The following is a 12,625-nucleotide window of genomic DNA, read 5'->3' as shown; positions in this document are numbered from 1 at the left end:
ATTCACTGTCCAAGTACTCGTGGAATCAGTGTCCAAGTGGCCGTGGAATGAGTGTCCAAGTCAGCGTGGAATCAGTGTCCACGTGTTCGTGGAATGGGTGTCCAAGTGCGCGCGGAATACGCAGATTCGATTGTGCAGGCAGGCTTCAAGGCTCTTACTGATCAACCGGGCTTGGCCACCTCTGTGCTCGGCGTTGAAGCATGCACGTGCAAAAACTCCGTTGCCGCAATCGGCCGGCCGAACAGATACCCCTGAAAAGCCCCGCAACCCAAGGTTTTCAACCCCTCACGCTGCGATTGGGTTTCCACGCCCTCGGCAATGGTCGATACGCCTAGAATCCCGGCAATTTCGATAATCTTCCTGACCAGCTCACGCTTGCTTGCATCATTTTCCATGCCTTGCACGAATACCTGATCGATCTTCAGTTCATCCAGCGGCAGCGCTTGCAGCATTGAAAGTGAGGAAAAGCCTGTACCGAAATCGTCCAGCGACCAGGCGATACCATCATCACGCAGGGCGTTCATTTTCGCGGCGATCAGCGTCAGGTCGCTGGCAAAAACAGATTCGGTGATTTCCAGGCACAGCCTGTTCGGTGGCACACCGGTTTTGTGCAGAATGGCCCTCACATCGGCGACGAACGATCTGGATGTAAGCTGCAAGGGGCTGACATTCACCGAAAGCGTCCATTGATCGACACCCGGCAGCCTGGACCAGGCTTTCAAGTGCCAACAGGCCTGCTCCAGTACCATCAAGCCCATTTCATGGATCAGGCCGGTTTCTTCGGCGAGTGGAATGAATCTGGCGGGCGACTGGATGCCATGACCGGGCCGGTCCCAGCGCAACAGCACCTCGGCTCCTATCACTTTGCCCTCGGTCGACACTTGTGGCTGCAGGTACGCACACAGCTCATGCTGGGCAAGCGCGCGAGCCAGTGCCACATATTGATCGACCCTGGCACTGAGGTCTTCGCGAAAGATCGCCAGCACGCCGACCGTCAGGACCACGGCCGTGAGGGTGTTCAGGCCGTGACCCAGCGCCTGGATATTCGCCGGAAAAAGCTCCAGCCCGGCACCAAGACTCACCGGGCTGATCGCCAGAGCCACCAGCGCACAAAAGCACATGCCCGGAAACAGCCATCGCAGGTAAAACCCCTCGCAGCGACACAGAAAGAACGTTGCAACGCCAATCGGCATAAGAAACAAGTGCGTGGACCTGCCCCCTGCCGCCGTTGGTGAATCGGCCAGGCTGGCGAATACCGTCATGAACAGCAGCACATGAGCGATAACGCTCAACGAGAAGCGCTCAGGTGTTTTTGACTGGTACAGGCATGTCATGCCCACGAGCATGAGCGCGAACAGCACCACAGCCAGCACGCTCATGCCCTGCGCCGTGTAGTAGCTGCCCCATGCCAGGCCATGTAAAACGCAAGCGCTGCCCCCAAAGCGCAAAAGCCGCTGAATACGCGGCCATTGGGTGGTATCAGGAAACTTGGGGTTCGCCAGCTCCCTGCTTGACCTCAAGCGAATGTCTTTCACAACGGTCCCTTCTTGACTGTATGCAATTGACGCAGCACGACGCCAGTCAGGAGCCGGCAGCCCGCCGCAGTGTGATTCGGGTGAGTTCTGAAGGCCTGCCCAGGCGAATGGCAAATCCGGGCCATAGCGCGGTGCCGTTGTTGACGTACAACTGCATCCCGTCGACATCGTAAAAACCAGACACGAAACCCGCATTCGCCATGGCGATCACCCGGTCAAGGACGCGGATCATTCCACCATGGGTATGCCCGGACAACTGCACCGCCACCCCTTGGCTGGCAGAGAATCGGGCGTTCCTGGGTTGATGGTCGAGCAGGATGATCGGGGCATCCCTGGGCGCGCCTTTCAGTGCTTGCTCAAGGTCTGGCGCAGGGAAGCCGGTGGTCGGTGCAGTGACATCGGTGACGCCCGCCAACACGATCCGCGCACCGTCACGCTCGATAAGCGTGTGACGGTTTGCCAGGGGGATCATTCCCAGCGAAACGAAGTGCTGCATCCACGCGGCATTGTCGAAGAAATATTCGTGATTACCGGGGATGACGTAGACACCGTCTGGCGCATGCAGATCACGCAACGCCTCCACATCCAGCGTCCTGTTGCTGATCGATCCATCGATCAGGTCGCCCGTCACGACGATCAGGTCAACGCCCAGGGCATTGGAATCACGCACAACCGCTTGCGTCCACGGTTGGTCATACAAGCGGCTGATGTGCAAGTCAGTCAGTTGCAGAACGGTGTAACCGTCAAATTGCACAGGCAGGTTTTTGATCGCAATCTCGATGTCCTTCAGAGGCGGGACACGTATCGCCTGATGAACACCGATGGCGGCCAGCAACAGCGCCGCCGTGGCGATCGCGTAACGCAAACGTGCCGGAATGCCCAACCGTTTTCGTCGAGCCAGCATCGTCAGCAGCAGGCCGATGTCGACCATAATTTGCAGCACCGCAATCAACAGGATGGCGCCAAAGGCCCAGTTGAACAGCATCACGGCCGTGCGCGGAAATTCCGGGGAAAAAACGCTGCCCGAAGAAAACCGCGAGTACAGGTGATATTGAGAGGCGAGCAACAGCAGCAGCGCAGCGGCCAATCTGGCCGATAGCGCCCACGGCATTGGCCAGATAAACCGGATGAGGACGTAGAGGCACGGCAAGCTGAACATCACGTGAAACATCAACGCTTTCCTTGTGCGTGTTACGACCAGAAGCGTTGTTGGGTCAGGCGGCTCCACCATTTGCTCGCCATGCTGTCGACCGACGCAGCTGCGGCCATGCCGACGCGCTCCTGCAAACTTTTGCGCTGGGCATAATGCAGGTGGAACACATCAGCATGTTCAGCTTTGTCCGACAGGTATTCGTCACTGGTCTTGAGCTCGTCGACCAGTTGCTTGTCGAGTGCCGCCATGCCCAGCCAGACTTCACCGGTGGCCACTTCGTCGATGCTCAACTGTGGCCGGTAGCTGGCCACGAAGCCCTTGAACAGATCGTGGGTGATGTCCAGGTCCTGCTGAAATTTTTCGCGGCCCTTCTCGGTGTTTTCGCCAAACACGGTCAAGGTGCGTTTGTATTCGCCTGCGGTCAGCACCTCAAAATCGATGTCGTGCTTTTTAAGCAGGCGGTTGACGTTAGGCAGTTGCGCCACGACGCCAATCGAACCCAATATCGCAAACGGTGCGCTGATGATCCGGTCGCCGATGCACGCCATCATGTAACCGCCGCTGGCCGCGACCTTGTCGATGCACACGGTCAGCGGAATGCCCGCCTGGCGAATGCGCGCCAGTTGCGAAGACGCCAGACCGTAGCTGTGGACCAGACCGCCGCCGCTTTCAAGGCGCAGTACCACTTCGTCCTTGTTCGTGGCCAACGTCAGCAAGGCGGTGATTTCATGGCGCAGGCTTTCAGTCGCCGAGGCCTTGATATCACCGTTGAAGTCCAGCACATAGACGCGCGCCTTGGGTTCGGCCTGCTTCTTGTCTTTTTTCTGCGCCTTGGCCTGCTCTTTGCGCAATGTCTTCAAGCGCGCCTTGTCGAGCAACGAGCCCTCAAGGCGCTCACGCAAACCTTTATAGAAGTCGTTCAGCCGGGTGACCTGCAATTGCCCCGCTGTTTTAGCCCGGCCCTTGCTGCGCAACGAGGCGATGGCGACCAGCACGACAACGATGGCAACCACCAGCGTGACAGTCTTGGCCAGAAAGCCTAAATAATCAGCAACAAAATCCACGGATACTCCTTGATTGCCTGGCGCCCTTCATTCAAGGACGCGATGGCCAAGCATACCGAGCGGGTCCGCCGATCACCAGCGCACAGCATGCCGAGTGGATTTAAACGGCTAATTCAAACAGATGTATGATTTGCGGTTGACAGGCTCCTGGCATCCTCATAACCTCGCCAGCAGCTGCGCACGCAGACATTCATCCATAAGGACCGAACCATGACCTCAGTAGCCGAAGCCGTTCAAACCATGCACGCCAAATTCAATCCTGCTGCCGCTGCCGGCCTGGATCTGGTCTTCGGCTTCAACATCACCGACGAAGACAAGCACTTCGCGCTGATCATCAAGGACGGCACCTGCGAGCTGCAAGAAGGCGAAAATCCGGACGCCAACGTGACCCTGGTGACCGACAGCGAGACCCTCAAGGGCATCGTCAGCGGTGAAACCGACGGCATGCAGGCCTTCATGGGCGGCAAGCTGCGCACCGAAGGCGACATGATGCTGGCGCTGAAACTGAGCGAACTGTTCCCGGTCTGAGTCTGATACCAGGCCTGCGCCCTCCCCTCCAAAAAAGAACCGAAGCCTGTGTGCTTCGGTTTTTTTTCGTCTGCATCCAAGGAGCCATCATGAGCAAAACCCTTTTATTCGACCTCGACGGCAAGATTGCACTGGTGTCCGGCGCCAGTCGCGGGATTGGCGAGGCCATCGCCCGGTTGCTGGCCAGCCAGGGCGCGCATGTGATTGTCTCCAGCCGCAAGCTGGAGGCCTGCCAGCAAGTAGCCAACAGCATCATCGCAGACGGTGGCCAGGCCACGGCGCTGGCCTGTCATATCGGCGAAACAGAGCAGATCGAACACGTCTTTGCGCAGATTCGTGAACGCTTTGGCCGGCTGGACATTCTGGTCAACAATGCCGCCACCAACCCGCAGTTTTGCCACATTCTCGACACGGACGCTGGCGCCTTTCAGAAAACCGTCGATGTGAACATTCGCGGCTATTTCTTCATGTCGGTGCAGGCCGGCCGACTGATGCGCGAGCACGGCGGTGGCAGCATCATCAACGTTGCGTCCATCAATGGCGTCTCGCCCGGTGAGTTTCAGGGTATCTACTCGGTGAGCAAGGCGGCCGTGATCAATATGACCAAAGCCTTTGCCAAGGAATGCGCGCCGTTCGGTATTCGCTGCAATGCCCTGTTGCCGGGGCTGACCGATACCCGCTTTGCCTCGGCACTGGTCAACGACGCGACCATTCTGAAGACCGCACTGACGCGCATCCCGCTCAAACGCGTTGCAGCCCCTGAAGAGATGGCCGGCGCGGTGCTGTACCTGGCCAGCGCGGCGTCGAGCTACACCACCGGCGCGATCCTGAATGTCGATGGCGGCTTTCTGTCCTGAAAATCGCCGGCTGATAAAGAATTAAATTTCCACTATTTTATTTTTTGGAATATATTTTCTGCACAACAACATTTCCTCCCAGGAGAGCGTCATGCAGAAAACTTCCCCCAGCGGCCAGACTGAACTCGGCATCGGCTTGATCGGCACCGGCTTCATGGGCCGTGCCCACGCGCTGGCCTTTCACAGCGCCCGTGCGGCGCTGGATCTGCCGGTACGCATTCGTCTGGCGGCCCTGGCCGACGCTGACAGCGCGCGTGCCGAGCAGTGCGCTCAGGCCTGGGGTTTCGATCACAGCCATAGCGACTGGCAGCAACTGGTGCAAGACCCTGACGTTGATATCGTGGCGATCACCACACCCAATCACCTGCACTTCCCCATGGCCATGGCCGCCATCGCTGCCGGCAAAGCGGTGTACTGCGAAAAGCCTCTGGCCGTCAGCCTCACTCAGGCCACTGAAATGCACCTGGCCGCCAAAGCCGCCGGCGTGGTGACCCAGGTCGGTTACAACTACCAGCACAACCCCATGATCGGCCTGGCGCGGGAGATGATCGAAGCCGGTGATCTGGGCGACATCATCAGTTTTCAGGGCGAGTTCTGCGAAGACTTCATGGGCGATGCCAACTCGCCCTGGTCGTGGCGCTGCGAAGCCGCGCATGCCGGCGGTGCGCTGGCCGACCTGGGCAGTCACTTGCTGGCGATGGCCCGCTACCTGCTCGGCGATATCGAAGCGGTGTGCGCCGACTCCAATACGGTGCACGCCAAGCGCCCGGCCAGCGTCGGCAGCCAGGAGTTACGCGCCATTGCCGTCGATGATCAGACCCATGCCCTGCTGCGTTTCGCCAGCGGTGCACGTGGCACCGTCAGCACCAGCTGGCTCAAGCACGGTTACAAGAACCATCTGAGTTTCGAGATCAGCGGCACTCGCGGCACCCTGGCGTTCGATCAGGAACGCCTCAACGAGCTGCGCCTGTATCGCAGTGGCAATCCGGGGCGTGATGGCTTCCAGCGGATTCTGGCCGGCCCGACCCAGGCCGGTTACGCGGCGTTTTGCCCGGCTCCGGGCCATCAACTGGGTTACAACGAGCTCAAGGCGCTGGAAGTGCGCGACCTGATCCTTGCGGTTGCCGGCAAGCGCCAGCAAGGCCCGGACTTTACCGAAGCCTGGCAGGTCGAGCGGCTGGCCAGTGCGATTCGTCTGGCAGCCAGCGAACAGCGCTGGGTGGCGCTGGGCGAAATCTGACGTCTGACAGGTCGCGTTGATGGGCGTAGAATGCGCCGCCTTCGGGCAGCCATTCTGCCCCCCTGCCGAACAAGTCTACCGTCATGCTTTTTGAACTCAGTGTCGAACCCAGCACCCTTGCCATTCTCGCGGTCGTTGCCTTTGTGGCCGGCTTTATCGACGCCATTGCCGGCGGTGGCGGCCTGCTCACCACGCCCGCACTGATGACCGCCGGCCTGCCGCCACATCTGGTGTTGGGCACCAATAAACTCTGCGCCACCTTTGGCTCGGCCACCGCCAGCTTTACCTATTACCGACGCAAGCTGTTCGACCCCAGGCAATGGAAGCTGGCGCTTTTCAGCACCGCTGTCGGTGCCTTGATCGGCGCCATCATCGCCCATTACCTGCCCGCCGAATGGATCAACCAGATGTTGCCGGTGATCGTGTTCGCCTGCGGCGTGTACCTGCTGTTTGGCGGCACACCCAAGGCACCGCTGAACAGCGATGCACCGATCAAGAAAGGCCGGCAACTGCCGCAGGGGCTGGGGCTGGGGTTTTATGACGGCGTGGCCGGTCCCGGCACGGGCGCGTTCTGGACGGTCAGCACCTTGCTGCTCTACCCCGTCGACCTGGTCAAGGCCAGCGGCGTGGCGCGCAGCATGAACTTCGTCAGCAATGCGGCCGCGCTGTCGGTGTTCGCTTTTTCCGGGCAGGTCGATGTGCTGATCGGCGTCAGCATGGGCCTGGCAGTGATGCTCGGCGCCTACTTTGGCGCCGGCACCGCGATCAAGGGCGGAGCCAAATTCATCCGCCCGGTGTTCATCACCATGGTGCTGCTACTCACCGTGCGCCTGGCCTGGCAGCACTGGTTCGGGGGCGCCTGAGCGGCGCGCCAGGTACAGCTCGATCAAGTGCCGGGCAATCGAGCGACTGGCCGGCAGCGGCGGCATATCGTGGATGCTGAACCAGCGCGCATCCTCGATTTCATCGGCCTGAGGAACGATGTCACCGCTTTCGTATTCGGCATGAAAGCCCAGCATCATCGAGTGCGGGAACGGCCAGCACTGGCTGCCCACGTACTGGATATTACGAATACGCACCTGCACCTCTTCCATCACCTCGCGGCGCACGCAGTCTTCGGCCGACTCGCCGGGTTCTGCAAAGCCTGCCAGGGTGCTGTACACGCCGGGCACGAAGCGCGGCGAACGGGCCAGTAATACCTCATCGCCACGGGTAATCAACACGATCATGCTCGGCGAGATTCGCGGGTAAAAACGCAGGTTGTCATCGCTGCAATACATCGCCCGCTCGCCGGTCACCTGCACCGTCGGCTGACCGCAAGCGCCACAGAAACGATGCTCACGCGCCCAGGTGGCGATCTGCGCGGCATAACCGAGCTTCTGAAAAACCGCGTAGTCGCCTTGCAGCATGAACTGGCGCAAGCCTTGCCAGGCCAGGCCTTCGATGTCGACGTCATGCCGCAGCACCCAGACATACACTGGCTCGCCATCGAAATGACCAATGCCATGTTCGCCCAGCAGCGGCAAATTCAGGCTGGTCAGCCATTGCCTGGAAAACAGCACGCCCTCGTCACCCAGCAAAAAACCCTGGGGGCTGTGCACCACGGCACGTCCGCCCGCAGCCTGAGGGTCCAACACGGCAGTGGTCCAACGGGGTGTCATCAACTAACTCCTTGTGAGCCGGGCTCAATCGTCGAACACCGGCTTCTGCTTGCTCATCTGCGCCATCATGGCCAGCTTGAGGTCGGCTGATTGCAGCATGGACGCGTTCCAGATAGCAACGTGTTCAAGACCATCATCGATACGATGGTCGCGCATATAGTCGATCATGCGCTTGGTGCCTTCGATGGCAATCGGCGATTTTTGCGCAATCTGCCGGGCCAGGGTCAGCACCGCTTCAAGCAATTGCGTGCTGTCGTCATAGACCCGATTGACCAGGCCGATGCGCTCGGCCTCAATGGCATCGACGTTGCGTCCGGTGTAGGCCAGTTCACGCAACATGCCATCACCGATGATGCGCGGCAAGCGCTGCAAGGTGCCGACATCGGCAGCCATGCCCATGTCGATTTCACGAATCGCAAACTGCGCATCCAGTGCGGCGTAACGCATGTCACAGGCCGCGATCAAGTCGACGCCTGCGCCCAGGCAATAACCCTGCACAGCCGCCAGCACCGGCTTGCGGCAGTCGGCCACGGCGGTGAACGACGCCTGCAACTGCTCGATCTTGCGCCGCAACACTCGCGCATTGCGCCCGGCATCAGGCCCCAGCTCACTGGCCACCGCCCCCAGCAGCGCAAAGTCGATGCCCGCTGAAAAATGCTTGCCCGCGCCGCTGAGCACCACGACGCGAACCCCATCGTTTTCGTCGACCCAACGGAAGATGTCGATGATTTCGTCCCAGAACGCCGTATTCATGGCGTTGGCCTTGTCCGGACGATTGATCTGCACATGAGCGACCTGCTCATGAAGCTGGACGATGAAGGCTTGATAGTCGGACACGGCAGGTTCCTTTTGCGTTCGGGGCTGAGCGCCGGACTATAACAAGCCGGCGACAGGCATCGTAAGGCGGCGCAAGTGCCATTTACCGGACCCATTAAATAGCCAGTATCTGCACATCCCTCTATTCACCGCCCTCAAAAACTCTGAACCCCCAGCCGCCCACCGGTGTCTAGCATCAATGTGATACGACGGCTCGCCGGGAGGCCGGGTCGGTGTCCTGTTTTCCGACATCGAGGGTTTTCATTGACTACATCCAAAGCGGCAACCGGTATTGAAGGGCTGGACGACATTCTGACGGGCGGGTTTTCCCGTGGTCATGTGTTTCTGGTCGAGGGCGAGCCCGGTACGGGCAAGACCACCGTGGCGCTCAAGTTTCTGATGACTGGCGCAGCCGCCGGTGAGAAGACGCTGTACATCACCCTGTCGGAGACCGAGCGCGAGTTGCGCGACAGTGCCCGCTCGCATGGTTGGGAGCTGGACGAAAACATTCACGTTTTTGAGCTGACGCCGCCAGAAAGCCTGCTCAGTGCCGAGCAACAGCAAAGCCTGTTGTACTCCTCGGACCTGGAACTGGGCGAGACGGTCGCGCGGATTTTCGAGGTGGTGGAACGCATCCAGCCCACGCGGGTGGTGATCGACAGCCTTTCGGAGATTCGCTTGCTGGCGCAAAGTTCGCTGCGTTATCGCCGTCAGGTTCTGGCGATGAAACATTATTTCGCCCGTTTCGATACGACGGTGCTGCTGCTCGACGACCTGACCACCGACACGCTGGACAAGACCGTGCACAGCGTTGCCCACGGGGTGATTCGCCTGCAGGAGCTGACGCCCAATTACGGCGGTGAGCGCAGACGTTTGAAGATCGTCAAATACCGTGGCCAGAAGTACCGGGGCGGATTTCATGACTTTACGATTCAGAAAGGCGGTGTGCAGGTATTCCCCCGCCTGGTGGCGGCTGAGCATCGTAATCAATATGAGCGGCGCCAGTACACCAGCGGTATCGCCGAGCTCGATGGTCTGCTGGGCGGCGGCGTAGACAGCGGCTCCAGCACGCTGATTCTGGGTCCTGCGGGTACGGGAAAATCGTTGATATCACTGGTCTTCGCGGTCCAGGCCATGGCGCGTGGCGAACGTGTCGGGCTGTTTGTCTTCGATGAAGAACTAGGTCTGCTGTACGACCGCATGCTAAGCATCGGTATCGACCTGCAAGCCTATCAGGACAGCGGTCAGCTGTGGGTCGAACAGGTCGATGCGGCCGAATTGTCACCCGGCGAGTTCTCTCATCGGGTACGCCGCTATGTCGATGAGCAACAGATAAAGACAGTCATTATCGACAGCCTTAATGGTTATCAGGCGGCGATGCCGGAAGAGAATGCGCTGGTGCTGCACATGCACGAGTTGCTGCTGTATCTCAACCGTCAGGGGGCCTCGACGTTCATGACCGTGGCCCAGCATGGCCTGGTCGGTGACATGCGTGCCCCGGTCGATATCACTTACCTGGCCGACACCGTGATTCTGCTGCGCTATTTCGAGGCGCTGGGTAAAGTGCGCCGGGCGATTTCGGTTATCAAAAAACGCACTGGCGCACACGAAACGACGATTCGCGAATACCGTATAAGCCATAACGGCTTGCGCATTGGTGCGCCCTTGCATGATTTTCAGGGTGTGCTGCGTGGCGTTCCCAGCTATCGAGGCGATGGGCAGCCACTGCTGCAGGATGACGAAACGTGATTCCAGCTTTTTCCGAACGGGCAATCATTCTGGCCCCCAATGGTCGCGACAGCCAGATCGCCGCCGCCATCCTCAACGAGGCCGGTTTACGCACTAAAGTCGCCCACGATACGGCTGAGCTGGTCAGGGAACTGAGCATCGGCGCAGGGCTGGCAATCATTGCCGACGAAGCCCTGCGCGGTGTCGACTTCAACCCGCTGCTCAACCTGCTGGCCAGCCAGCCGACCTGGTCCGATTTGCCGGTGGTGTTGCTGACCCGCCACGGCGGCCCGGACCAGAACCCGTCGACCCGTCTGGGTGCGGTGCTGGGCAACGTGACGTTTCTGGAGCGGCCGTTTCATCCGATGACCCTGGTCAGTCTGGTCAATACTGCCGTGCGCGGCCGGCGCCGTCAGTATGAAGCCCGCGGGCGGATGGAAGATTTGCTCGAAAGCGAAAAACGTCTGCAAAACGCCCTGACTGCCGGCCGTCTGGGCTCCTGGCAACTGGAAACCGAGTTTCTGGACCTCAGTTGCTCGGCCATCAGCAAAGCCCACTATGGACTTGCCGAGGACACGCCATTCGACTATCAGGCCTGGCTGGATTCGGTTTACGCCGCCGATCAGCCACGCATGCAGTCAGCCTTGCAGCGTAGCCTGGACACCGGCGTCGACTTCATTATTGAGTACCGCAACCTGTGGCCCGACGGTTCGCTCAGGTGGGTGGATGTTCGCGCCCGCGCCATCTACGGCAAAAGCGGCCAGGTGATTGCGCTTGTGGGGGTCACCTCCGATATCAGCGAGCGCAAGCAAGCCGAAGCCGAGCTGCGGCGACTCAATGAAACCCTTGAGCAGCAAGTTGAAGAGCGCACTTCGCAACTGCGCCATAACGAAGAAGCACTGCGCCAATCGCAGAAGATGGAAGCGGTCGGCCAATTGACTGGCGGCATCGCCCACGACTTCAACAATATGCTGACCGGTATCATTGGCAGCCTGGAACTGATGCGTCGACGCATTGCGCGTGGGCGGGTCGATGATCTGGATAACCTGATCGACCTGGGCGTGACCTCAGCCAACCGCGCCGCCGCCCTTACCCATCGCCTGCTGGCGTTTTCCAGGCGCCAGTCACTGGACTCAAGGCCAGTGGAGATGAACCACCTGGTCAAAGCCATGGATGAGCTGATTCTGCGCAGCCTGAGTGAAAGCATTCATCTGGACATGCAGCTGGACGCGCAGTTATGGACCGCAGAAGCCGACCCCAACCAGCTGGAAAGCGCTTTGCTCAACCTGGTGCTTAACGCCCGCGACGCGATGCCCGACGGCGGACTGCTGCGGGTGCAAACCCGCAACGAGCGGCTGGAGCGCAGTTTTACCGATGCGCATGAAAACTTGCTGCCCGGCGATTATGTGTTACTCAGCGTCAGCGACACGGGGTGCGGCATGCCCGAAAGCGTGGTCAACCGCGCCTTCGATCCCTTTTTTACCACCAAGCCGATTGGTCAGGGCACAGGCCTGGGCTTGTCGATGATCTATGGTTTCAGCAAGCAATCGCGCGGCCATGTACTGATCGAAAGCGAAGTCGGCAGTGGCACGACCGTCAAGCTGTACCTGCCGCGCCATCAAGGTGTTCTGGAAGACGATCAACTGGCCTTTCAAAGTAATGCCACCTACGCCAAGGCTGGCGAAACCGTATTGATCGTTGAGGACGACCCGGCCGTGCGCACGCTAGTCAGCGAAGTGCTCAGCGAACTGGGCTATGCGTTCGTGGAGGCTGCCGACGCCCAGAGTGCGGTGCCGGTACTGGAGTCGGATACCCGTATCGATCTGCTGATCAGCGATGTGGGGTTACCCGGCATGAATGGCCGGCAACTGGCAGAAATCGCCCGGCAATTGCGCCCCGGCCTCAAGGTGCTGTTCATCACCGGTTACGCCGAGCACGCTGCAGTACGTGGTGATTTTCTCGGTAGCGACATGCAAATGATCACCAAACCCTTCGCGTTCGATCACCTCACCTCGAAAGTGCGCGAGATGATCGAGGCCTGAC

The 12,625-nt window shown here is 59.8% G+C and carries 11 protein-coding genes; 6 read left to right on the top strand and 5 right to left on the bottom strand.

Features of this window, described 5'->3' with window-relative positions:
- Window positions 1-161 precede the first annotated feature (161 nt).
- The 3 genes from ACYP2A_RS13905 to sohB all read right to left on the bottom strand — a co-directional run bounded on the left by ACYP2A_RS13905 (window position 162) and on the right by sohB (window position 3,752).
- Complete coding sequence (locus ACYP2A_RS13905; RefSeq protein WP_459745711.1) at window positions 162-1,379, bottom strand: putative bifunctional diguanylate cyclase/phosphodiesterase; 1,218 nt, start codon at window positions 1,377-1,379, stop codon at window positions 162-164.
- Between the two features lie 202 nt (window positions 1,380-1,581).
- Complete coding sequence (locus tag ACYP2A_RS13900; RefSeq protein WP_459745710.1) at window positions 1,582-2,706, bottom strand: metallophosphoesterase; 1,125 nt, start codon at window positions 2,704-2,706, stop codon at window positions 1,582-1,584.
- Window positions 2,707-2,726: 20 nt separating this feature from the next.
- Entirely contained in the window at window positions 2,727-3,752 is a 1,026-nt protein-coding gene (gene sohB / locus ACYP2A_RS13895) for a protease SohB (RefSeq protein WP_459745708.1), read from the bottom strand.
- A gap of 210 nt (window positions 3,753-3,962) precedes the next feature.
- Between sohB and ACYP2A_RS13890 the strand changes: the two genes are divergently transcribed.
- From ACYP2A_RS13890 to ACYP2A_RS13875, 4 genes are all read left to right on the top strand, one after another.
- Complete coding sequence (locus ACYP2A_RS13890) at window positions 3,963-4,280, top strand: SCP2 sterol-binding domain-containing protein (protein ID WP_459745706.1); 318 nt, start codon at window positions 3,963-3,965, stop codon at window positions 4,278-4,280.
- A gap of 89 nt (window positions 4,281-4,369) precedes the next feature.
- A complete protein-coding gene (locus tag ACYP2A_RS13885; RefSeq protein ID WP_459745704.1) occupies window positions 4,370-5,137 on the top strand; it encodes an SDR family oxidoreductase in 768 nt (255 codons plus the stop codon).
- Window positions 5,138-5,228: 91 nt separating this feature from the next.
- Window positions 5,229-6,377, top strand: coding sequence for a Gfo/Idh/MocA family protein (locus ACYP2A_RS13880; RefSeq protein ID WP_459745703.1), 1,149 nt, complete (start codon window positions 5,229-5,231; stop codon window positions 6,375-6,377).
- 83 nt (window positions 6,378-6,460) lie between these two features.
- A complete protein-coding gene (locus tag ACYP2A_RS13875; protein WP_459745702.1) occupies window positions 6,461-7,240 on the top strand; it encodes a TSUP family transporter in 780 nt (259 codons plus the stop codon).
- Here ACYP2A_RS13875 and nudC read toward each other — a convergent pair.
- Window positions 7,193-8,038: an NAD(+) diphosphatase gene (gene nudC, locus ACYP2A_RS13870; RefSeq protein WP_459745700.1), complete on the bottom strand. Its 846-nt coding sequence runs from the start codon at window positions 8,036-8,038 to the stop codon at window positions 7,193-7,195. The genes ACYP2A_RS13875 and nudC overlap by 48 nt on opposite strands.
- Before the next feature lie 24 nt (window positions 8,039-8,062).
- Window positions 8,063-8,875, bottom strand: coding sequence for a crotonase/enoyl-CoA hydratase family protein (locus ACYP2A_RS13865; protein ID WP_459745698.1), 813 nt, complete (start codon window positions 8,873-8,875; stop codon window positions 8,063-8,065).
- A gap of 243 nt (window positions 8,876-9,118) precedes the next feature.
- Between ACYP2A_RS13865 and ACYP2A_RS13860 the strand changes: the two genes are divergently transcribed.
- Both ACYP2A_RS13860 and ACYP2A_RS13855 read left to right on the top strand, forming a co-directional pair.
- A complete protein-coding gene (locus tag ACYP2A_RS13860; protein WP_459745697.1) occupies window positions 9,119-10,603 on the top strand; it encodes an ATPase domain-containing protein in 1,485 nt (494 codons plus the stop codon).
- Window positions 10,600-12,624, top strand: a complete 2,025-nt coding sequence (locus ACYP2A_RS13855) for a response regulator (RefSeq protein ID WP_459745696.1) — start codon at window positions 10,600-10,602, stop codon at window positions 12,622-12,624. Before ACYP2A_RS13860 ends, ACYP2A_RS13855 begins: the two co-directional genes overlap by 4 nt.
- Window position 12,625: the final 1 nt, after the last annotated feature.

The sequence above is a fragment of the Pseudomonas sp. 3A(2025) genome (assembly GCF_054589175.1).
Note: the sequence above shows the minus strand (reverse complement) of the source record. Positions and strands in the feature narration are given on the sequence as shown.